Here is a 21,647-nt window from a genome sequence, read left to right on the forward strand (position 1 = left end):
ACCGTATGTTCCACCGAACGGCCAGGGCTCATGTCATAGCTGTCGCGATAGGATCGACGTTTCTGGCTAGCCGCGTATCGAGTAAGCCGATAAACGGACCTGGCGGAGGGTGTTGAATTGACGACGAACGAGGCAGTTGGCCTTGAGTTGGCGGCTGAGCAGGAGTACTTCGATGTAGCGGCTGTGGAACGGGAGCGGCGCCGTGCCGTCGTGCCAGATGTCCCGGGTGTCGCGGTGAACAAGGGCGCGGCGGTATGGTCGTCCCGGTACTCCCGCGCTCGTCTCGAGGCGATGGCCGAGTCGACGGAGCAGGTGGCATTCGGGCGCCTCGACATGGTTGACGCCGAAACATTCTATATCGGACATGACCTCATTCGCGATTCGGCCGGTCAGGTCCTCGTGATCAGCTGGAAAGCAAAGCTGGCCGCCCCGTATTATGAGGCGACGGTAGATAACTCCCTCGATGTAAGTCGTAAGCGCACCTTTCAGTGCGACGGGAACAGTATTCAGAATTTCGACGATGTCGCCTTCTCGGCGGCGCGCAGTGCTTCGAATGTTGTTGAGGATAAATCGAAGCATCCGGAGCTGAGTGATGCGCTGCTCGCCGAGTTGCGTACCGCGCGCACCGGGGAGTTGCGCAGTATCGTCGCAACTATCCAAGCCGCACAGTATGAAGTGATCAAGGCGCCGTTGCGGCAACTGACCGTCATTCAGGGTGGACCGGGTACCGGAAAAACTGCGGTCGCGCTGCACAGAATTTCCTGGCTACTTTTCAACCATGGCAGTGAGTTGAAGCCCGACTCGGTTCTTGTGGTCGGGCCAAGCCGCACCTTCGTGCAGTACATCGGTGCGCTGCTGCCTGGGCTTGGCGACCAGGTTGAACATCGGTCGATCGGTGACTTGCGTCCTGATGCGCGGAAGCCTCTGAGGATTCGTGGCCATGAGGCCGATGATGTGGCGGCACTAAAGGGCGATTCCCGGATGGCGGAGTTGCTGGATCGTGCGCTCAGTTTGGGTTTGAAGATCCCTTCTCCGTCGGCGCCTTGGGTGGTGCGATCGGATAAAGTGGTTTACTCGCTCGACGGTGCGGATGTTGTTTCTGCGGTTCGCAGTGCATGGGACGCTGGCGGCACGTATAATCAACGGCGGATGCGCCTCCGGAACTGGTTCCAGGACACCGCGATGGTCAAGGAAAGAGCGAAAGTCCGCTGGCCGAAGCCAAAGGCTGCCGCCTCCCTGACGGACCGGATCATCCCGCCGGTGTCGCCAGCAGCTCTGGTTCAGCGGGTACTGGGCACCAGTGAAGGTATTAAGAAGATTCGTCAGGACTTGTTCAACGAGGGCGAAGCAACCCTGCTCTCCCGAAAGCCGCAAGTCGTAGACAGGGAAGAGTGGACGGCGGCAGATATTCCACTCCTCGACGAAGCAGACGCGATCATCAACGGAATGCCTCTGCGGTATCAACACATCGTGGTCGACGAAGCGCAAGATCTGTCGCCGATGCAACTGCGGGCGCTCGCCCGTCGTTCGAACGGTTCGATGACCGTGGTGGGTGACATCGCGCAGTCCACCGGCTTGTGGGCCAGAGACGACTGGGACGATCTTCTCCAGCACCTCCCGATGGACCTGCCGGTGGCCCGGTACCCACTTCGTTTCGGCTATCGGGTGCCTCGCCAGGTACACGAGCTGGCCGCCCACCGTGCACCGGAGATGGCCCCTGGCATCGAGCATCCGCATCCGGTACGCGACGGCGACGAGGATCCTCGGGAGTGGCTGGTCCCTGCGAAGGAGGCTGCGCGACACGTAGTGGCGCAGGTGCGTCGCCATCGTGACGACGGAATGTCCGTAGGGGTGATCTGCCCGAGGTCGCGGCGTTCAGCAGTCGAAACGGAGCTCGTCCGTGCCAATATCGGCTGGAGCGACGCTGATCGTGGTGAGCTTGGTCTGCCGGTAACGGTAGTCAGCCCGGAAGGCTCGAAAGGCCTGGAGTTCGACGCTGTCATCGTTCTCGACCCAGCGACGATCGCGCTTGGCCACGAACGTGGGGACCGGCTGCTCTACATCGCGCTTACCCGCACCACTCAGCGACTGGACGTGGTCGATATCGAGCCAGAGCCGGCGGTGTCACCGGAACCGGAACCGGCAACGCTCTCGCCGAAGCCGGAACCGAAACTGCGGCCGGAATCCTCAGCGATATCGGAGCAGGCCACGGCTGAACGGCAGGATTCGCGGGCCCGCACGAAATTGGTCGACGGTGCGGTCAGCGTCGAGGCCATGGAACTTCAGCGGCGTGTCGTCGCCCTGATCACCAACGACGTCGTCGAGAGGATCAAGGCCGCCGCCCCAGTGCACCTGTGGCCGGCCGTTCTCGAAGCTGCCGCAGCTGCCTTGAGAGCCGGCGACGTGACCGAGGATGTTTCGTGATGGACGGGAGCGTCAGATGGTTGAGCCGGCTGCGGTCCCATGGCGGCTACGGTCAACCGGCGGGCGTTGGCAGGGCTGGCCATCAGGTACGCAGTCTCGTTCAGCGACTCGTTCACGTATCTAGCCGATCCTGGTTGGCGTCGTCGCTCGGCAGGAGGGCGGTGTAGGTGTCGCGGAGGGCGGTGAGGCGGTCGCGGCGGAACCGGCCCGGTTCGCGTCGTCGCATCCGTCGTCCGGTGTCGCTGGTGATGGTGTCGGCCGGCATCTCGTCGGCGTCGGCCGGGATGAACTTCAGTGCCTCGTCGAGCGCGGCGATCGCCCGGGACAGGGCAGCCGTGGCACGCCGCTGCTGTGCCGGGTCGAGCGTGACCGGGTCGGCAGCAGCAGGCCCGGCAGCGGCGAAGTCGGCGGGGACCAGGGCGGCGTACCGGTCGGCGACGGCAAGCCACTCGCCGGGGTCGATGAGCCGCGACGGCTCCGGGCCACCGTACGAGAAAGCAGCGCCGGCCGACGGGCGCACCGGCTCGGCGGGCAGCCGGAACAGGAACTCCCGTGCGGTGGCACAGCCGGCACAGCTGCCCTGGTAGCGGGTGGCCAGGTCGCCGTCGGTGAGCGCGACCACCTCGACCTGCGGCTCGAACTGCGTTTCACCGCAGTCGCACGGATGCAGCTCGACGTAGAGGCGTGCTTCGGCGCTGCTGCGCGCCGCTGGCAGTACGGCGCTCACAACACGCCGCCGACCGCCGCCGGCACCCCGCCATGAGCACCAACACCAGCACCAGCACCAGCGACGACACCAGCACCAGCGGCGACACCGACACCAGCACCGGTGGACGGCGTACCGGTCGGAGCGGTGTCGTGCCGGATGCCCGGGTGGACGTGGTACCGCAGCCAGTTGGCCATCAGCCGCCGCGAGGTCGCGACGATCTGCGCCTCACGGGCGTACAGGGTGGCGGTGAAGGCCTCGAGGTCGGCGTCGTCCGGGCCGATCCAGCCTTCGCGGACCAGGGCGCCGCGTCGGCTGCGGGCCAGCGCCGAAATGATGCTCGCGGTGATCTCAGGGTGGGCCTGGATCGTCCGTACGGTCGGGCCGATGGCCAGCGCCTCGTTGCGGTAGACCCGGCTGTACGCCAACTCGACGACCGCCCCCTCGGCGGCCCGCGCCGGCAGTTCCTCGACCACATCGACGTGCGAGGTGAACAGGTCGAACTCGTCGGGCAGCCCGGTGAACAGCGGGTCGCGCCGGCCGGCCGGGGTGAGCCGTACCGTGTCGACGCCGAACCGGCGGCCGTGCCCGCCGATCGCCGCCCGCCCGCCGACCGACTCGGCGCGGGCCTGATGCGACCAGCAGATGTGCAGCTCGGGTACGCCGGCCCGAGCGGCGGCGCGGAAGAACTCCTTGGTCCGGGTGATCCACGGCAGCTTCTCGTACGCGGAGTGCCCGGAGCCGCCGCCGATGACCGCGTCGGCCTCGATGGTGTCGGGCAGTGGCTGGCCGTCGGCGACGTCGACGGTGACGATCTGCGCCGGGTCCAACCCGGTGGCGGCGGCGATCCACTGCGGATAGCCGGTGAGGCCGATGGCGGTCAGCGCGGCGCGTTCCTGGGTGTTGACGAAGAGCAGTCGGATCCGGTCCCGGGCCCGGTGGACGGCGCGCGCGTGGTGGGGCACCTGCCGGAGACTACCGCCCAGGCGGAGATCATCGGCCGATCGGTCGAAGGAAAGCGCTTCCTCGACCCTGTCGGGAAACGGCACACTCGCTGATACTGGTCGACGTGGTGACCGAACTGTCGACCGTGGGCCGGCGTACCGTGTCGTTCGTCGCGCCGGATCCGGCGCGCACCGCCCCGATCACCTGGGGCCAGCGGGCACTGTGGATGGCACTCCGGCGGCACGGCACCAGCCAGACCATGTTCGCCCTGAAACGGCACGTCGCCGTGCCCCGCCGGGCACGCTCCGACCCGGAGCGGGTGTACGCGGCGATCGCCGCCCTGATGGTGCGGCACACCGCGCTGCGCACCCGGCTGGAGCTGGCCGGCGACGAGCCCCGTCAACTGGTCGCCGACCGGGGAGACCTACCGGTGCTGGTGGTGCCGGCCGGATCGGCGGAACCGGTGGCGGTGGCACAGCGGGTCGCCGACGAGTTGGCGGCGGAGCCGTTCGCACACGCCGACGACTGGCCGCAGCGCGTCGCCGTGGTGACCCGCGACGGCGTACCGCACCAGGTGGTGGTGGTGTTCAGCCACACCACGGTTGACTTCCGGGCGGCCGAGCTGGTGCTGCGTGACCTGCGGCTGCTGCTGGCCCGGGGCCGGATCGACAACGCACCCGGCCCGCAGTCGGCGGACGTCGCCGACCTGGAGCAGCGGGAAAGCCACCGGCGGCGGTCGGCGCGGGCGGCGGCGTACTGGGTGGAGGTGACCCGCCGGTTGTCGCGTGACACCCGGATGCCGCAGCGGGTGCCGGCCACCCCGCGTTTCCGGCGGGGCGTGCTGACGTCGGCGGCGGCGGACACCGCGACCAGGATGCTCGCCGTACGGCATCGGACGACCACCTCGACGGTGCTGCTCGCGGCGGCGGCGCTGGTGGTCGGCGAATGCTCCGGCAACGACCTGGTCGGCATGCACACGATGGTCAACAACCGGATGCTGGACGGCTATCCGGAGGCGATCGCCAAGCTCAACCAGCTGGCCCTGGTGCCGGTCGACCTGACCGGCGACCGCCGGATGGCGTACCTGCTGCCCCGGGTGTGGCGGGCGGCGCTCGACGGGTACCGGCACGCCTACTACGACCCGCAGACGTTGAGTGACGCGTTCGGCGCGGCTGGTCTGCCGTACGCGACCGGGGTGAGCCCGCACTGCTATCTGAACGACATCCGGCTGTCGGCGGACAGCGACCTGTTCGGCCGCGACGTCGACGAGGCGACGGTACGCGGCGCGATGGCCGGCACCACGTTCCGGCTGGCCGAGCGGATCGAGCGGTTCACCTGGCGAACCCGGATCGAGATCGTCGACCGGCCGGACGGGCTGGGGCTGGGGCTGACCGCCGACACCACCTACTTCTCGACCGACGACATCGAGCGGTTCCTGCGGGCGCTGGAGGCCCACCTCATCGACGGCGTGTTCGCGGAATAGTTGACGCAGCAACTATGTTTGGCCGGGTAGTCCGAGGGAGTTCCAACCGGCCCTCGCCGCGAGGAGGAGCAGACCATGCAGTTCGGCGTCTTCAGCGTCGGTGACGTCACCGTCGACCCGACCAACGGCCGGGAGCCGACCGAGCGTGAGCGGATCAAGGCCATGGTCGCCATCGCGCTCAAGGCCGAAGAGGTCGGCCTGGATGTCTTCGCCACCGGCGAGCACCACAACCCGCCGTTCGTGCCGTCGTCGCCGACCACCATGCTCGGCTACGTCGCGGCGAAGACCGAGCGGCTGCTGCTGTCCACCGCGACGACGCTGATCACCACCAACGACCCGGTGAAGATCGCCGAGGACTACGCGATGCTGCAGCACCTGGCCGACGGCCGGGTCGACCTGATGATGGGGCGCGGCAACACCGGCCCCGTCTACCCGTGGTTCGGCCAGGACATCCGCAACGGTATCCCGCTGACCATTGAGAACTACGACCTGCTGCGCCGGCTGTGGCGCGAGGACGTCGTCAACTGGCAGGGAAAGTTCCGTACCCCACTGCAGAGTTTCACCTCGACGCCCCGCCCGCTCGACGGCGTACCGCCGTTCGTCTGGCACGGCTCGATCCGCAGCCCGGAGGTCGCCGAGCAGGCTGCCTACTACGGCGACGGCTTCTTCGCCAACCACATCTTCTGGCCGAAGGAGCACACCCAGCGGATGGTCGGCCTCTACCGGGAACGGTTCGCCCACTACGGCCACGGCTCCGCCGACCAGGCGATCGTCGGCCTCGGCGGGCAGGTGTTCATGCGGCGCAACTCGCAGGACGCCGTCCGGGAATTCCGGCCGTACTTCGACAACGCCCCGGTGTACGGGCACGGTCCGTCGTTGGAGGACTTCAGCTCGCAGACGCCGCTCACCGTCGGCAGCCCGCAGCAGGTCATCGACCGTACGCTGACTTTCCGCGAGTACGTCGGCGACTACCAGCGGCAGCTGTTCCTGATCGACCACGCCGGTCTGCCGTTGAAGACGGTGCTGGAGCAGTTGGACATGCTCGGCGAGGAGGTCGTGCCGGTGCTGCGGCGCGAGTTCGCGGTGGGCCGGCCGCCGCACGTGCCGGACGCCCCCACCCACGCGTCGTTGGTCAAGGCAGCGGCCGACGGCAGCGCAGCCGACAGTACGGCTGACGCTGCCGCCGCGCCGGCTGCGGTGTGACGGCGATGACCACGAGCACCGGCCGCCGTCGGCTGGCGGTGGTCACCGCCGGCGTACGGCAGCCGTCGACCAGCCGGCTGCTCGCCGACCAGCTCGCCGTGGCGGTCCGCGACGAGCTGGCCGGCCTCGGCGGGCAGCTGGAGACGACGGTGATCGAGGTACGCGACCACGCCCACGAGGTGGTCGACAACACGCTGACCGGTTTCCCGGCACCGGCGCTGAAGCAGGCGTTGGACGCGGTGGCGGCCGCCGATGGACTGGTCGCGGTCAGCCCGGTGTTCAACGCCGCGTACAGCGGGCTGTTCAAGGCCTTCTTCGACGTACTGCCGGAGGGTGCGCTGCTCGACAAGCCGGTCATGGTCGGTGCCACCGGCGGCACCGCCCGGCATTCGCTCACGCTGGAGCATGCCCTGCGGCCGATGTTCGCCTACCTGCGTGCGGTGGTGCTGCCGACCGCCGTCTTCGCCGGCCCCGAGGACTGGGCCGGGGAGAAGGTCGGCGACCAGGCCGCAGACAGCGGTGGCCAGGTCGGGGCGCTGCGCGGGCGGATCTCCCGGGCCGGTCGGGAGCTCGCCGCCGAGATGCACCGCCGGGAGCCGGTACGGGTGGCCGATCCGTTCGCGTTGACCACCGATTTCGAGCAGCTGCGGATGAACTCGAAGCGCGGGTGAAATCTCGGCCGCAATTGGTCCCGGTGGTGTGATTGGGGTGGCGGACTTCGTGGACTGTCGATAGAGTCCGGCTCCTGCCACGTCCACAGGAGAATCATGATGCTGAACGCAGCCGGCTGGCGCCGGTTCGGAGCCGGCACCCTGCTCGCCGGTGCCCTCGTCGTTGCCGCGGCCGCTCCGGCCGCTGCCCAGAATCCGGGGCCGGACCTGTTCGTCTCGTTCGACCGGGAGCCGGTCGCCGAGGTGGACCACTCCGGCGTCACCCTCGGCATGTACGTCTACAACTACGGCGATGCGCCGGCGAGCGACGTGACCATCGTCGTCGACGCCACCGGCGTCGACGACGCGGTGCAGCTGGCCGAGGGCTACCACCCCGGCTGCGAGATCGCCGACCGGGTCGTCAGCTGCGCGTACGGTGCCCTCGCCGTCGGACTGACCGACCACCTCTACCCGGTGCGGCTGGTCAGCCGGGCCGGTGCCCCGCCGGGTGACGCCGGCACAATGACCGTCACCATCAGCTCGGTCGAGCAGGACGCCAACCCGGCCGACAACACCGAGACCTTCCCGGTGACCGTACTGGCCTCCGGCCCTGACCTGGTCGCCATGGTCGACGACATCAACAGCGCAGCGGATCCGGTCGGGCCGGGCGACACCGCCCCGCTGTACGCTGCGGTGCTCAACGAGGGTGACAGCACCGCCGACAGCTACACGATCGGGCTGGGCCTGCCGACCGGAGTCGGCTTCGTCGACCAGTACACCGACTGTGACTACACCTCCTACTGGCCGAACGACCAGCAGGTGGAGGGGTACGCGTACGGCCCGAGTCGGGTCATCTGCGCACTGACCATCCCGCTGGCGCCGGGGGAGACCCTGTTCCTCGTCGACGAGCAGGGCGAGTCGCTGTTCGACCTGTACTTCGGCAACAACCTGGCCGGTCCGGGTGAGACGAGTGGGTCGTTCGAGGCGCGGCTCGGCGGTGGCGGCGGGTCGCCGATGCGGGCGTCGACGGCAGGCGGGAAGTCGATCAACGAGGCGCTGGCGAAGGCCCAGGCGTCGGCCGGCTCTTCGGCGGCGGCGCTGCTCGAGGAGATTGACACTGAGGACAACGTCGACTACTTCGCCGTACACACCAAGCCGAACACGTTCGACATCGCGGTGACGGCCGAGCCGGTGACCGGTGCGCCGGGCGAGACCGTCGACCTGACCTTCACCGTCGTCAACAACGGGCCGTCCGACGGCGGCGGTCCGGGTGTGACCGTCACCGCGCCGTCGGGCACCGTCCTGCTGCCGTCCGACTGGTGCTACACCGAGGGCGAGCCGGGCACCCGGCTGCCCGAGTCACCGGCGCTGCGGTGCAACTTCGAGAGCCTCTTCCCGGCCACCGCGTCCGGCGGCGGGCGGATCACCCACACCCTCCAACTCAAGATCAAATCAACGCCGGGTACGGACGGGACGATCGTCGCCGAGAGCGTCGGTCCGTCGACCGAGTCCGACCCGTCGAACAACACCGTCGCCATCGTCTTCACCGGTGCGGGCGACGGCCCGGACGATGGTCCGGGCGGCGGCGGGGCCGGTAGCGGCGACGAACTGCCGATCACCGGCGCGTCGGTCGGAACGGTCGTCGGCGTCGGTGCGGTCGCGGTGGCGCTCGGCGTCGCGCTGCTGCTGACCGTACGGCGGCGGACGGGCAGGAGGCCGGGTCGTCCGCCAGCGGGAGCCGGCTCTCGCACCTGAGCACGATGCGTCACACCGGCCAGGCCGTCAACCTGTAAGTATGTCTAGCCTTTTCAGGACGCTCCGGGTCGCCGCTACCAGCGTGACGTTGGTGGCGGCGATCGCCGTCGTGCCGGCTTCTGCCGCGGCACGACCCAGCCCCTCCGCCGGTCCGTCCACCGGTGGATCCACGTCGGGCGGCTCGTCCGGCGGCGCTATCGACCGCGCCGAGCTGCAGTCCGTACTCGAGGACGTGCCGGAAGCCGGCGTACCCGGCGTCCTGGCCGCCGTCCGCGACGGCCGGCACGAGTGGCAGGCCGCCGCCGGCCACGCGTACGCCACGAAACCCCGCCCGATGCAGCCCCGGATGCGCCACCGGATCGGCAGCATCACCAAGACGTTCGTCGCCACCACGGTGCTGCAGTTGGTTGACGAAGGCCGGCTCGGGCTCGACGACCCGATTGGGCAGTGGCTGCCCGAGACGGTGCCCGGCGAGGTCGGCGAGCAGGTCACCGTACGGATGCTGCTCAACCACACCAGTGGCATCGGCAACTACACCAACGCGATGATCACCTCGCACGCCGCCATCAGCCAGATGCAGGTCACCACGTACCCGCCGGCGGATCTGGTGGCGACGGGCCTGGCGATGCCGCCGACCAACGCGCCCGGCGCGATGTTCAGCTACTCCAACACCAACTACATCCTCGCCGGCCTGCTGATCGAGGCGGTCACCGGCAACGACCCCGTCGTCGAGGTGCAGCGACGCATCCTGCGACCGCTGCGGCTGCACGGTACCTACTTCCCCGGCGTCGACCCGACGATCCGCGGCCCGCACGGTGGCGCCTACCTCGCGTCGTACGGTGTGCGGGACCTCGGCGAGTTCAACATGAGCTGGGTGTGGACCGCCGGCGAGATGATCGCCACCACCGCCGACCTGAACACGTTCTACCGGGCGCTGCTCGGCGGTGAACTGCTCGACGCGGACACCCTCGACGAGATGCTCACCACGGTCCCGTTCGACCCGTCCACACCGCAGTTCGGCGGCTACGGGCTCGGTATCTACTCGGCGCCGCTGCCGTGCGGCGAGTTCTGGGGGCACGACGGCGCGGTGCTCGGCCACCTGACGATCTCGCTGCACAGCCGGGACGGTGCGCGCCAGCTCTCCACCGGCATCAACCTCAGCCACTACGAGGTCGGGTTCCCGGACGCGCACCCGGTCGACATCGCCTGGCAGACACTGCTGCTGACCGCGCTCTGCCCGACCGACGCGTCGGCGAGCCGGTCCACCGGTGCGGCCCAGCGTCACCCGGCTGCCCGGCAACGCGGGGCCGGTACCGGTCGGATAGCCGTACGGCGACCGCTGGCCGTGGTCCCGGTTGCGCCGTCCGGCGCGCCGGGACCACGCGGCGGCCCTGCATCGCTTCCGCGCTCACTTGCTGACTTCAAGTCAGCGATGCGGCAGGAGGGTCAGTACCTGGGTACGGTCGAGCAACGAGTCCTCGGCGGCGCCTGCGTTCAGCTGGTGGTAGCTGACGACCGGTTCGAGCCGGTCGAAGGTGCAGTGGCCCCTGCCCGGGTCACCCACCAGCACCTGCACGCCCCGGTCGGCGAGCCGGCCGAGGAATGGCAGCACCCGGGTGGCGAGTTCGGCGTTGTACAACGCGTCGCCGGCCAGCACCAGGTCCACCTCGGTCACGGTGCCGTCGAGCAGGTCGTCGACGGTGGTGGTGAGCCGGGCGTCGTTGACCACGGCGTTGAGCGCTATCGCCGTCGCGGCGTACGGATCGATGTCGTTTGCGGTGACCGTCGCGGCACCAGCCATCGCCGCCGCGATGGCGACCAGCCCGGAGCCGGAGGCGACATCGAGCACCCGCCGCCCGGCGACCACGTCGGTGTTGTCGAGCAGGTAGCGGGCCAGTGCCTGACCGCCGGCCCACGCCGAGGCCCAGTACGGCGGCGGTAGCCGCCGGCCGGCGGCGGCTTCCAACCGGGCCCAGAGCAGGGTCGGATCGTCGGCGAGGAACAGCTGGATCTCCGCCGCGAGCGGCACCCTGGTCAGTCGGAGCTGGTCCGCTCCGCCGCTGTCGGCGCCGGCGGCGTCGTCGAAGAGTTGCCGTTGCAGGGGATCCGGTGCCAGCCCGCCCTGGGACGACGCCGTCAACGGTCGCGTCCCAAGGGACGGGGACAACCTCAGATCACCCGGATGTTCGCCGCCTGCAGGCCCTTCTGGCCCTGCTCGACGTCGAACTCCACCCGCTGGTTCTCTTCGAGGGTACGGAATCCGCTGGACGCGATCGCGGTGAAGTGGGCGAAGACGTCAGCTTCTCCGCTGTCCTGGGTGATGAAGCCGAAACCCTTGTCAGCGTTGAACCACTTCACGGTGCCGATTGCCATGTCTGCTCCTAGCCGGTGACGGGTCCGCGACGTGCGGACCTCTGCTGCCGCACTCATCAATCTCCGTCCGGAGAGACCGGCAGAATCTGCCAATGCCCGGCTGCTGCCGGCTGCGATCAGGCAGACGGCATGAAGAAATCAACTGCAACGCGGCAAACCTAGCATGTCGAGGGGTACGAGTGCCCCGCCCTCGCCGGTGCCGGCGGTGTACCGCCGGCACCGGCGCCCCCCGGGTCACTGTCAACCGGCGGCGGGGACCAGTCCGACGTGGGCGGCGACCCCAGCCGCGCTCGTCGGGAACCTCTCCAACAGGTCGGCCACCGCCGGCTCCCCGGCGGCCGGTGGCGCGGCGGCTGCGCCACCGACCGGGTCGGCGGCGCAGCCCAGCAGGTCCGCCACCGCCACAGCGGCCAGTGGGAACTCGGCCAGCAGCTCCGGTGCCGGCCCGGACATCGCGTACCGGGCGGACTCCGCCGCAGGTGCCGCGCCGTCGCCCGCCGAGCCGGTCCGCGCGGCGATTGGGGCGACCGCGGCCCACGGCGGGGTCCAGGAGTCCAGCGCCGGCAGCGAGGCCGGGAAGGTACGGCCGGCCTCCCGGACCAGGATCGGCACCAACTCGCCGGCCTGCTCCCGCAGCGTGGTGATCAGCGTCGGCAGCCAGGGCAGCAGCACCGGGTCGGGCAGCTGGCCGAACGCCGCCGACAGCACCTCCACCACGAACGGCGCCAGCGTCGGCACCGGCTCCAACGCCTGCACGAACCCGCTCAGGTAGTGCGGGAACGCCCCGACGGTGAGCGGGCTGGCCAGCAGATCCGCGCACCGGTCGCGCAGCTCGGCCAGCGGCAGCTGACCGAGCTGGGACTGCGCCGCCCAGTGCAACGCGATCTTCGCCGGTGCCTCCGGATGCGACTGACGTACCGCCAGCTCCAGCTGGGTCCGGTCACAGCCCAACGCCATGGCGACGCTCTCCATGGTCATCAGGAAGCCCAGCATCGCCGCCACCTGCCGCAGCCCGGTCTCGTCGTCGACGAACGCGGTCGGCAGCAGGGTGCAGTAGTGGGCGTACCCGGTGCTGACGAAGTCCTGGCACCAGGCCGGCAGCTGCGGCTCACCGCTGGTGCGGTAGTACGCCAGCAGCTGCCGGATCCGCTGCAACACCTCCGGTGCCCCGTCGGCGGTGCGTTCGGCGGCGAGTAACTGCACGGCACGGGCACCAAGCTCGTCGGTGAGCCGCCGGTTCTGCAGGAACAGCAGCGACTCCTCCACCGCGCCGAGGGCGTGCGCCGCCGTGGCCTGGGGATCCCAGGCCGCCCGGCGCAGCCGCTGCTCGAGCACCTGCTCGATGGTCACGCCCTCGTAGCCGAGCTCGATGATCGACCGCTGGTGGCGACCGATCGCGACGTCCCAGCTCTCCTGGACCGACTTTTCGCCGAGCCGCCGCTCGCCCATGATCGGCCGGACCACCTCCGGTGGCAGCAGCCGTCGCAGCATCCACAGCAGATCGGAGCAAGGCCGCAGCTCCGGCTGGCCGTGCAGGTCCAGCAGCGCGCGCTGCACGGTACGCCGCTTCGGGTCCAACCCGATGGGTGCCAGCCGGTCGTAGACGTCCCGGGCCAGCGGCGGCATCGCGTCGTAGCCGACCCGACCGATCCGGTCACCGCCGAACATGATCTCGCAGAGCCGGCGTACGTCGCGCCGGCCCGGCACCACGTCCTTCTCGATGCAGGTGACCGCGGCGTCGGCGAAGTCGTACGGGGTGGGCCGGCGCCGGTTGCGCATCCCGGCCAGCAGCACCGCCGTCTCGAAGATGGCGATCGCGTCGGCGGTGCTGGCCAGGTAGCCGTTGCGCCGGGCCAGCCGGACGATGTCGACCGACCAGCCGCGCAACTCGGCCTCGTCGAGCTCACCGGGCCGGCTCGGGGCGGCCAGGAAGCCGCTGAGTCGGTCGTCACCCGTAGCGTCGGCCGCCGTACCGTCGGTCGCTGGCGGCGCCGCCTTCTTCGGCTTGCGGGCCGAACTCTTGCGCCCACCCTGCTGCCCGGCCAGCCGGTACGGGGTGACCTTGCTGCCGGTCAGCGCCTTGCGCCAGGTGCTGGCGGCGATCGACACCGTGCCGCCGGCCAGCCCGAACTGTGCCTCGATCGCCGAGTGGCTGGACGGGATCAGCCCGTACCGCCACTTGGTGCCGGTCGGCGCGGTGATCTCGAACGGCGCGGTCGACCGGACGCCGAACTGCTCGACCCGGCTGGCGGCGTGGAACGCGCCGCAGACGTACAGGCAGTCGGCCGGGTCGGCACCGTAGGCGGCGAGGTGGTCGCGTATCCGGGTCCACATGTAGCGTTCCCGGTCCTCGTCGCGGTCGAGTCGCGCCGCGTCGCTCGGCCGCAGCCGCCGGAACAGGCTGCCGATCATGACCATGACCTGCCGGTACGTGTCGTGGTCGGCGCCGATCAGCGGCTGCTCGACGTACTGGTCCCACCACTCCGACCAGTGCCGCACCTTGCCGTGGTGCAGCAGGTACGCCTCCAACTCGGCGAACCCGGGGCGCAGGTCGCCGATGCCGACACCGACGGCGTCGCCGTGCAGCGCCTTCTCGTCGTCCTCGCCGGTTGCCTGGCCCTGCTGCTGGCTCTGGCCCTGCTGCTGGTCCTGCCGTGCCGGTTCGTCGTCGCCGTCCGCCGGGGCGGCCGGGTCCGTCCGGTCGTCGGACTGCCACTGGAAGACGTGGTCGGTGGAGCGGTCCACCAGCAGCAGCTCCACCCCCGGCGTCTCCAGCGCGTACGCGATCGCCTGATATTCGGCGGACGCCTCGGTGATCGGCGCGATCACGCTCAACGGACCGGCCCCGGCGGGGAAGCCGTCCAGGTCGCTGGCGAAGGCCTGCAACGCCACCGGCAGCTCGCAGTTGCGGAGCTCGATCAGCAGCGGCTGCAGGTCCTCGCACAGCTCCACATAGATCACCTTGGGCTGTTTGTCGCGCAGCCGGCGGACCATCGCCAGCGCCGACGACGGGGAGTGATGGCAGACCGGAAAGATCTCCAACTCCTCGCCGAGCGCGTGGTCGACGTCGTCGACCAGGCCGGCGAGGATGCCGGTCAGCGCGTCGGGCGAGTCGGCGAACGCCGTCGCGGCGTCCGCCAACTGCTCCCGCAGCGCCCCGAACCGGCTGTCCGATGATGCGCTCATGACAGGGTCGCGATGCTCTGCCGGCCGCCTTCGAGGAAGGCCGGCCACTCGCCGCCGTCGGCCTTGCTGCGCGGCTCGATCACCCCGTGCCAGAACTTGTTCAGGATCGCCAGGTCCTCCGGGCTGCGCCGGGCCAGCGAACCGACCATCGAGCTGGCCAGGGTCTCGGCGCGCAGCGTCCGGTCACCGAAGAACTGACTGTGCAGGATCGCGTCCTCCAGCACACCGATCTGCTCGGCGGTGGACAGCGCAGACTCCAGCTTCTCGTCGTCGCTGGTCGCCGAAGCGGCGGCCTTGCGCAGGTCGGCGAAGCTCTGCAACAGCACGTCCAGCAGGGTGGGTGGCACCTCCAGCTCGATCTGGTGGCGACGCAGCAGTTCGGTGGTGCGGAACCGGACGATCTCCGCTTCGCTGCGCCGGTTGGTGATCACCGGGATCCGGACGAAGTTGAACCGTCGCTTGAGCGCCGACGACAGGTCGTTGACGCCCCGGTCGCGGCTGTTCGCGGTGGCGATGATGGAGAACCCGGGCTGGGCGAAGACGATGTTGTCCGAGTCCAGCTCCGGGATGGAGACGTACTTCTCGGACAGGATCGAGATCAGTGCGTCCTGCACGTCGCTGGTGGAGCGGGTCAGCTCCTCGAACCGGCCGATCACCCCCTGCTCCATCGCGGTCATGATCGGCGACGGGATCATCGACTGCCGGGACTGGCCCTTGGCGATGACCATCGACACGTTCCACGAGTACTTGATGTGGTCCTCGGTGGTGCCGGCGGTGCCCTGCACCACCAGGGTCGAGTTGCGGCAGATCGCGGCCGCGAGCAGTTCGGCCAGCCAGCTCTTGCCGGTGCCCGGGTCGCCGATCAGCAGCAGCCCCCGGTCGGAGGCGAGGGTGACGATGCTGCGTTCGACGAAGCTGCGGTCACCGAACCACTTCTGCGGGACCTCGCGGTCGAGGCCGTCGGCGCGTTCCGAGCCGAGGATGAACAGACGCACCATCTTCGGGCTCAGCCGCCACGAGTACGGCTTCGGGCTGTCGTCGATCGATTCGAGCCAGTCGAGCTCCTCGGCGTACTTGATCTCGGCGGGGGCGCGCAGCATCTCTGCGGTCATGGTGCGGTTTCTCCTAGATTGAGGCTCGGGGGATCGGTACGGCGAGTCGAAAGGGTGAGCGGGCGAAGAGTCAGGTCAGGTGAGGAAGTTCTTGAGCTCGACGACGAGCTTGCGGACGTGCCCGGACAGCACCGGGGTGCCCTGGTCCTTGAGCCGCTGCCGGAACCACGGGTTGACGCTCTGCTGGCCGCCGCTGGAGACCGAGCCGACCGGGATCAGCCGGGCGCCGCTGCGGTGCACCGCCTGCAGCCCGTCGAAGACCTCCTGCGACTTCCACTCGTAGAAGTCGGAGATCCACACCAGTACGGTGTTGCGCGGGTCGGTGATCTTCGGCCGGGCCAGCTCCAACGCGGCCGTGCCGTCGGTGCCGCCGCCGAGCTGGGTGCGCAGCAGCACCTCGAACGGGTCGTGCACCCACGGCGTCAGGTCCAGCGCCCGGGTGTCGTACGCGACCAGGTGCACGTCGACCTTGGGCAGACCAGCGAAGATCGAGGCCAGGATGGTGCAGTTGACCATCGCGTCGACCATCGAGCCGGACTGGTCGACCACGACGATCATGCGGGCCGGGGTGGTCCGCTTCGCGGTCTGCTTGTAGTACAGCCGGTCGACGTAGAGCCGCTCGTCGGCCGGACTCCAGTTCGGCAGGTTCTTCCAGATGGTGCGGTTCAGGTCGAGGTTGCGGAACACCCGTTTCGGCGGGACCGACCGGTCGATGGTGCCGACGCTGGTCTGCTGCACCTGGGTCTTGAGCACCTCGGCGACCTCGTCGACGAACCGGCGGATCAGCGCCTTGGCGTTGGCCAGCGCCACCCCGGACAGGTTCGACTTGTCCCGCAGCAGCTGCTCGATCAGCGACATGCTCGGGGTGAGCTGGCGGGCCAGCGCCGGATCGGCCAGCACTTCGCGCAGCCGCATCCGGCGTACCAGGTCGGCTTCGATGGTGCCGAGCACCCCGTCGCGGCGCCCCGGCGTGGCACCGCAGGCCTGCTGGTACCAGCCGGCGTCGGCCTGCCAGCCGGCCAGCTGACCGGCCGACACGTCACCGCTGCCGGTGGCGAAGACGTTGAGCAGCAGCTTCGACGCCAGCGCCGCCCGGCGTACCTCGTCGGCCCCGACCTGCACCGACGCCTCGCCGGCGCTCTCGTCCTCAGCCGGCGGCACGAGCAGGCCGGGCAGCTCGTCGGCCAGTTCCGGGAACCGCTGCACGACGGTGTCGATGGAGACCGCCGGGTCGAGCAGCGCGGCCGGCAGCCCCAGCTCGTCGACCACCGCCATGCTGGTGCGTTCCAGCGCGGCCTGCTCCTGCCCGTCGAACAGCCGGGCCAGCAGCCGCCAGTAGAGCACCTGGCGCCGGTTCTCGTGATAGTTGATCATCGAATCGGTCATTTGCGCAGCAACCGTCCCGCCCGCTCCCGGAGCATCGCGACGCTGTCGCCGGAGCGGGCCACCGCCTTGGCGACCTTGGGGTCGGTCGGCCCCTGCGCCCAGTCGCCGGTGTGCAGGTCGACCTGCTTGCGCTTCACCGTCGCCTGCATGCCGATCGGCTGCACCGACCAGCCGGGGCCGGCCGCCGCGTCACCGTCCCAGCGCAGCAGCCCGATGCAGGCCGACGACTTGGCCAGCAGCTCGGTGGTGATCGGCCCGCAGCCGGGCAGCCGGTCGACATCGACGGCGACCCGGGTGCCGTCGACCTCGAAGCCGAGCCCGGCGTCGTCGGTGACCACCGTGTAGCCCTCCAGCAGCACCGGCTCGGCGATGGCGACCGGGTGCCGGTCCAGCGGCGGTACGGCCGGGGCGAGCGCCTCACCGAGCTGCACCCGGGCGACGGCGAACGGGTCGGTCGGCTCGCCGGGTCGGGCCTGGTCGTCGCGCCAGAGCAGGTCGCCGCCGGGCAGCAGCGGCAGGTCGGTGACGTCCAGGCTGAGCCGGCCGGCCAGGGCGGCGAGCAGCACCGGATGGTCGGCGAGCAGCTGCCACACCACCGGGCCGACGATCGTGTCGACCTTGGCGGCGGACACGTTGACCCGGACCAGCCGGGACCGGTCGGCGTCGCCGGCACCGCCGGCGGCCTCCAGCACCGCGTGCACCTGCAGCTGTACGGCGGTGGCGTGCTCCTGCACGTCGGCGCCGACGATCAGCAGTCGGCCGGAGACCGTCTCCGGCGCTGCCGGCCCGCCCTGCGGGCTGGTCAACAGCATGGCGCGGGTCCACAGGTCGGCCCAGCGGCGCGCCGGAATCCGCTCCATGGTGGCCACCGGGCTGGTGTAGCGCAGCTCGTTGGCGAGCCCGTCGAGCAGCACCGCGATCCGGCGTCGGGCCGGGTCGGCGAGCAGCGCGGTCAGTGCCTGCTGGCTGGCCGACACCAGATCGTGGTCGACGTTGCGCCAGCCGGCGAGGGCCAGCTCGGCCAGCCAGGAACGGGCCGCCAACAGTCGTCCGTCGGCCGGGGCGGCGGCCGTGGCCGGTGCCGACCACTGCGCCCGGTCGCGGCCGAGCGTGCCGTCGAGCCGGTCCCGCAGCGCGTCGTGCACCGCGCCCACCACCGCCGTACGGGCGGCGGCCAGCAGCAGCAACTGCTCCTCGCCGACCGAGCCGGCGGTCACCTTGTCGACGGCTTCGGCCGCCGCCGCGCCGAGCGGGGTGGCCGAGACCGCGCCGGCCAGCTCGGCCAGGGCCGCCGTACCCTTCGGGTCGAGTCGGCCGAAGCCGCCGGTCATCGCCTGGTCGAACCGGTCGACCACGGCGAGTGCCTCGGCGACCCCGGCCGGTACGCCGTCGCGCAGGTCGTCGAGCTGTGCCCCGCGCATCAGCGGGCCCCCGCCCCGGCCGGGAACCAGCTCAACTCGGGCAGCGGCTCGACCGCCCCCGGCAGGTCCAGATAGGACAGGTGGTGCAGGAACCGGCTGAACACGGCCGCCGCCGGCGACGCGCCGGCGAGGGTGGTCCGGCCGATCGCCCAGAAGATCTCGCTGCCGTTGGTCACCTCGTCGTTGGTCTCCAGGCGCAGGAAGCGGGCGACCCGGTCGCCGCCGTACTGCACGATGGCCTCGTCGGCGAGCGCGGTCAGGTGGTTGCACGCGTAGTCGCCGCCGCGCAGCCCGCCGCACGGCCGGTTGTTGTTGGTGCTGCAGCTGACCTCGTAGCTGCCGGCGGCGACCGACGACACGTACACCCGCCCGATATCCGAGCCGCTGGACACGACGCCCTGCAGGCGTCCGTCGGCCATCTCGACGAAGGGGACCTTCGCCAGCTTGCGGGGTCGTGCGGTGGGCACCACCCGTACCATGCTTCGCCGCTGCCAGGCGGCGTCGTCCGCGTCCACTGGGTTGCCCTCCAGGGGTGTCGACCGCAGCCGTCGTCAGCCGTCATCTCAGACGGCGGGGCTGCGGACCGGTGATCCGTACCCGAGAAGTTGTATCGCCCCGGTGCGACAAACCGGGGTGGCGGGCGGTGACCGGTCCGGATCGTGGTCGGTGGCCGGCCGATGCGCTAAACTTCCCTGCCGTACGCGAAAAAGATGCTGATGGGGAAGAATGGCGAAGTCTTGGCTGTCGGTGGAGGAAGTCGCAGAGCAGCTTGACCTGCATGTGCGTACGGTGCGTAGTTACATCCGGGACGGACGGCTGCCGGCCGTACGGATCGGCAAGCAGTACCGGATCGCACCGGCCGACCTGGACGCGTTCACCGGCCGCCCGGCCGGGGCCGCCGGCTCCGCCGAGCCGGCCGACCCGGTGGTCGAGGTCTCCGCGGTGGTCGACATCGACGGCTTGACGTCCGCCGACGCCGACCGGTTGAGCACCCTGCTGGTCGCCGGGGCGCAGGGCGGCAGCCGGGCGTCGGCCGCGCCGCCGCTGCGGCTGCAGACCGGGTACGACCCAGCGCGAGACCGGCTGAAGATCGTCGTCTTCGGTGGCCCGGACGCGGTCGCGGAGATCCTGTCCACGATCGACGCGGTGACGCGCGCGGGCAGCGGAATGTTCCGGACGGACAACAGAGACGGGGTACGCGGTGATGGCTGACGAGATCGTCGAACTGGCCGGCGTACCGGTGCTGGTCTGCGCCGCCGACGGGCCGACAATCGCCAGTGAGCAGGATGCGCTGGACGTGATCGGCCAGACGTTCGCCGGTGCCGAGATCGTCGCGATCCCGGTCACGCGGCTGGATGAACGCTTCTTCGCGCTGCGCAGCGGGCTGGCCGGCGGCATCATGCAGAAGTTCGTCAACTACCGGCTGCGGCTGGTCGTGGTCGGCGACATCACCGGCCACACCGCCGGCAGTACGGCACTGCGTGACCTGGTCGTCGAGTCGAACCGGGGCAACCAGGTCTGGTTCGTCGACGACCTCGACACCCTCGCCGCCCGCCTCACCTGAGCCGGGCGGTTGAGCCGGGCGATCGGATGCGCTTGGTCTGACACATCCCCGGCGTGTCAAGTCGAACAGCCGCTGTGGATCATCAGGCGAGGGTGGCGACTACATGTACTGAGCGGCGGTCTCCTCGCCTTCCTGGTAGCGCTTCCTCGTATCAGTTACGAAGGAGGCAACCGCCCGGATGAGGTCCCTCAACTCTTGGTCTCGCCGCAACTTCGCTATCTGCCTACTGGCATCTGGCCTGTCCTGTGGATCGCGATACGCGCTACGAGGCCCGACAAAGACCAGGTTGCCGGTTGTCGATAGACCGGTTCGCCGAGGTGGGTACGGGCAAGCGCACCAGCCGGGTTGGGCCACGTCCGGAGTCTGGCCGTCCACTTGCTGGAGGTGCAGGTCGGTGGCGTTGCGTGACGGGTGTTGCCGAGCCAACTGTTGCCTCGGCTTCCCCTCATGCCGATGTGCGAAACCTTTGTCCGTCAAGTCTCGGTATGCCATCGAGTGGAGGGCTCAGGCACGTTATTCGCGCGAATAACGTGCCTGAGCCCTCCACTCGACGCAACGGCAGCAGCGGCCCGGCGTCCGCACGTGCCGATCAACACACCAATCACCCAGAGTCACCAGCCCACAGTCAGGTTCCGATAGAGCCGTATCCCCATGTCGCGCATGACCTTCTCGCGTACGCCGGGCAACTCGCCGTCCGGCCCGACTCCGCGTACCTCCCGTTCGACCTGGTGGTACGCGACGACGCGTCTCCCCGCGATCTGCTGCGAACAGTCACCGGCGCAGGACGGTTGTTGAGCACCATGCTGGCCGCATCCGACCCGTCGGTACGGGCCTGGCACTGGGGACCGACCGACGCAAGCGGCTTCGCGGCACTGGGCGTGAACGAGACGCTGGTGCACACCTACGACATCGCCGAAGGGCTCGGCATCCACTGGCATCCGCCGAGATCACTCTGTACCGCCGTGCTGACCCGGCTCGTTCCCCACGCCCCAGCCGGCAATCCGGTCCAGGTGCTCCTGTGGTCCACCGGGCGCACTGACCTCCCCGGCCGTCCTCGACCCACCTCCTGGGTCTTGGAAGCAGCGATTGAGTAGTCCACTTGTCGCACATCGTCACTCATGCCGCAATCCTGGAGCCGGGTCACCTACACCGTTACTCATCGTGCGTAGCGGATGTCGCGGGCTTCGACGTACACCGTCCAGTCACAGGCGGCCTGGCGTGCCCATGTGTTCGCGTCGTTCTTGCAGCGATCGCCCCTGGTCGTCGCCTCCATCAGGGTCCTCGATGAACAGATCACGCCAGGCTGACGAGACCTCGGACGCCGACCGGCCAGGATGCGATGGGGACCGGTGAGTGGGGTCTGAGAGTATGTTCGCCTCGTGGAAGTCTCTGGGAACTTTGCGAGGCTCGTCGAGGACCAAGCTTCGTCCGCCCATCCC

General features: G+C 69.7%; 17 protein-coding genes and 1 pseudogene. 9 read left to right on the top strand and 9 right to left on the bottom strand.

What is annotated here, in order from left to right; genetic code table 11:
* Positions 1–117: 117 nt before the first annotated feature.
* Complete coding sequence (locus ACFHW1_RS18305) at positions 118–2,424, top strand: HelD family protein (protein ID WP_416615801.1); 2,307 nt, start codon at positions 118–120, stop codon at positions 2,422–2,424.
* Positions 2,425–2,536: 112 nt separating this feature from the next.
* On the opposite strand, the gene ACFHW1_RS18310 is transcribed toward ACFHW1_RS18305, so the two are convergent.
* Together ACFHW1_RS18310 and ACFHW1_RS18315 are read right to left on the bottom strand one after the other, a co-directional pair.
* Entirely contained in the window at positions 2,537–3,151 is a 615-nt protein-coding gene (locus ACFHW1_RS18310; RefSeq protein ID WP_416615802.1) for a hypothetical protein, read from the bottom strand.
* Positions 3,148–4,095, bottom strand: a complete 948-nt coding sequence (locus tag ACFHW1_RS18315) for a type 1 glutamine amidotransferase (RefSeq protein ID WP_416615804.1) — start codon at positions 4,093–4,095, stop codon at positions 3,148–3,150. The genes ACFHW1_RS18310 and ACFHW1_RS18315 overlap by 4 nt, the downstream gene beginning before the upstream one ends.
* A 104-nt stretch (positions 4,096–4,199) precedes the next feature.
* Here ACFHW1_RS18315 and ACFHW1_RS18320 point away from each other — a divergent pair, with 104 nt between their 5' ends.
* The 5 genes and pseudogenes from ACFHW1_RS18320 to ACFHW1_RS18340 all read left to right on the top strand — a co-directional run bounded on the left by ACFHW1_RS18320 (position 4,200) and on the right by ACFHW1_RS18340 (position 10,491).
* Positions 4,200–5,558, top strand: coding sequence for a condensation domain-containing protein (locus ACFHW1_RS18320; protein ID WP_416615806.1), 1,359 nt, complete (start codon positions 4,200–4,202; stop codon positions 5,556–5,558).
* A gap of 75 nt (positions 5,559–5,633) precedes the next feature.
* Entirely contained in the window at positions 5,634–6,761 is a 1,128-nt protein-coding gene (locus ACFHW1_RS18325) for an LLM class flavin-dependent oxidoreductase (protein WP_416556629.1), read from the top strand.
* Between the two features lie 5 nt (positions 6,762–6,766).
* Entirely contained in the window at positions 6,767–7,432 is a 666-nt protein-coding gene (locus tag ACFHW1_RS18330) for an FMN reductase (protein ID WP_416556630.1), read from the top strand.
* 99 nt (positions 7,433–7,531) lie between these two features.
* Positions 7,532–9,166 (top strand): peptidase, encoded by a 1,635-nt coding sequence (locus ACFHW1_RS18335; protein ID WP_416615808.1) that lies wholly within the window; start codon positions 7,532–7,534, stop codon positions 9,164–9,166.
* Between the two features lie 40 nt (positions 9,167–9,206).
* Positions 9,207–10,491, top strand: a pseudogene (locus ACFHW1_RS18340) (serine hydrolase domain-containing protein).
* Between the two features lie 101 nt (positions 10,492–10,592).
* Here the strand turns inward: ACFHW1_RS18340 and ACFHW1_RS18345 are convergent.
* From ACFHW1_RS18345 to ACFHW1_RS18375, 7 genes are all read right to left on the bottom strand, one after another.
* The gene (locus ACFHW1_RS18345; RefSeq protein WP_416556680.1) at positions 10,593–11,282 is read right to left on the bottom strand and encodes a class I SAM-dependent methyltransferase; all 690 of its coding nucleotides are present in this window, start codon (positions 11,280–11,282) and stop codon (positions 10,593–10,595) included.
* Positions 11,283–11,335: 53 nt separating this feature from the next.
* Positions 11,336–11,539: a cold-shock protein gene (locus tag ACFHW1_RS18350; RefSeq protein ID WP_123604240.1), complete on the bottom strand. Its 204-nt coding sequence runs from the start codon at positions 11,537–11,539 to the stop codon at positions 11,336–11,338.
* A 240-nt stretch (positions 11,540–11,779) separates the two neighbouring features.
* Complete coding sequence (locus ACFHW1_RS18355) at positions 11,780–14,725, bottom strand: DUF5682 family protein (RefSeq protein ID WP_416615810.1); 2,946 nt, start codon at positions 14,723–14,725, stop codon at positions 11,780–11,782.
* Positions 14,722–15,837: an ATP-binding protein gene (locus ACFHW1_RS18360; protein WP_281552650.1), complete on the bottom strand. Its 1,116-nt coding sequence runs from the start codon at positions 15,835–15,837 to the stop codon at positions 14,722–14,724. The genes ACFHW1_RS18355 and ACFHW1_RS18360 overlap by 4 nt, the downstream gene beginning before the upstream one ends.
* A 75-nt stretch (positions 15,838–15,912) precedes the next feature.
* Positions 15,913–17,223: a vWA domain-containing protein gene (locus tag ACFHW1_RS18365; RefSeq protein ID WP_416556637.1), complete on the bottom strand. Its 1,311-nt coding sequence runs from the start codon at positions 17,221–17,223 to the stop codon at positions 15,913–15,915.
* Positions 17,220–18,644: a hypothetical protein gene (locus ACFHW1_RS18370; protein ID WP_416556638.1), complete on the bottom strand. Its 1,425-nt coding sequence runs from the start codon at positions 18,642–18,644 to the stop codon at positions 17,220–17,222. The genes ACFHW1_RS18365 and ACFHW1_RS18370 overlap by 4 nt, the downstream gene beginning before the upstream one ends.
* Positions 18,644–19,123, bottom strand: a complete 480-nt coding sequence (locus ACFHW1_RS18375) for a hypothetical protein (protein WP_282234444.1) — start codon at positions 19,121–19,123, stop codon at positions 18,644–18,646. The genes ACFHW1_RS18370 and ACFHW1_RS18375 overlap by 1 nt, the downstream gene beginning before the upstream one ends.
* A 247-nt stretch (positions 19,124–19,370) precedes the next feature.
* Between ACFHW1_RS18375 and ACFHW1_RS18380 the strand changes: the two genes are divergently transcribed.
* The 3 genes from ACFHW1_RS18380 to ACFHW1_RS18390 all read left to right on the top strand — a co-directional run bounded on the left by ACFHW1_RS18380 (position 19,371) and on the right by ACFHW1_RS18390 (position 21,302).
* Complete coding sequence (locus tag ACFHW1_RS18380) at positions 19,371–19,856, top strand: helix-turn-helix domain-containing protein (RefSeq protein ID WP_416615812.1); 486 nt, start codon at positions 19,371–19,373, stop codon at positions 19,854–19,856.
* Positions 19,849–20,208, top strand: coding sequence for a DUF4180 domain-containing protein (locus ACFHW1_RS18385; RefSeq protein WP_282232729.1), 360 nt, complete (start codon positions 19,849–19,851; stop codon positions 20,206–20,208). The genes ACFHW1_RS18380 and ACFHW1_RS18385 overlap by 8 nt, the downstream gene beginning before the upstream one ends.
* A 485-nt stretch (positions 20,209–20,693) precedes the next feature.
* On the top strand, positions 20,694–21,302 hold the full coding sequence (locus tag ACFHW1_RS18390) for a maleylpyruvate isomerase N-terminal domain-containing protein (protein ID WP_416615814.1): 609 nt from the start codon (positions 20,694–20,696) through the stop codon (positions 21,300–21,302).
* Positions 21,303–21,647 lie beyond the last annotated feature (345 nt).

The sequence above is a fragment of the Micromonospora sp. LOL_014 genome (assembly GCF_048060245.1).
Classification (GTDB): Bacteria; Actinomycetota; Actinomycetes; order Mycobacteriales; family Micromonosporaceae; genus Micromonospora_E.

Bases quoted from the DNA above. Each gene is read 5' to 3' on its own strand.
- ACFHW1_RS18365 (WP_416556637.1), bottom strand. From the start codon at position 17,223: ATGACCGATTCGATGATCAACTATCACGAGAACCGGCGCCAGGTGCTC.
- ACFHW1_RS18350 (WP_123604240.1), bottom strand. From the start codon at position 11,539: ATGGCAATCGGCACCGTGAAGTGGTTCAACGCTGACAAGGGTTTCGGC.
- ACFHW1_RS18375 (WP_282234444.1), bottom strand. From the start codon at position 19,123: ATGGTACGGGTGGTGCCCACCGCACGACCCCGCAAGCTGGCGAAGGTC.
- ACFHW1_RS18370 (WP_416556638.1), bottom strand. From the start codon at position 18,644: ATGCGCGGGGCACAGCTCGACGACCTGCGCGACGGCGTACCGGCCGGG.
- ACFHW1_RS18355 (WP_416615810.1), bottom strand. From the start codon at position 14,725: ATGAGCGCATCATCGGACAGCCGGTTCGGGGCGCTGCGGGAGCAGTTG.
- ACFHW1_RS18390 (WP_416615814.1), top strand. From the start codon at position 20,694: ATGCCATCGAGTGGAGGGCTCAGGCACGTTATTCGCGCGAATAACGTG.
- ACFHW1_RS18360 (WP_281552650.1), bottom strand. From the start codon at position 15,837: ATGACCGCAGAGATGCTGCGCGCCCCCGCCGAGATCAAGTACGCCGAG.
- ACFHW1_RS18335 (WP_416615808.1), top strand. From the start codon at position 7,532: ATGCTGAACGCAGCCGGCTGGCGCCGGTTCGGAGCCGGCACCCTGCTC.
- ACFHW1_RS18325 (WP_416556629.1), top strand. From the start codon at position 5,634: ATGCAGTTCGGCGTCTTCAGCGTCGGTGACGTCACCGTCGACCCGACC.
- ACFHW1_RS18330 (WP_416556630.1), top strand. From the start codon at position 6,767: ATGACCACGAGCACCGGCCGCCGTCGGCTGGCGGTGGTCACCGCCGGC.
- ACFHW1_RS18385 (WP_282232729.1), top strand. From the start codon at position 19,849: ATGGCTGACGAGATCGTCGAACTGGCCGGCGTACCGGTGCTGGTCTGC.
- ACFHW1_RS18380 (WP_416615812.1), top strand. From the start codon at position 19,371: ATGGCGAAGTCTTGGCTGTCGGTGGAGGAAGTCGCAGAGCAGCTTGAC.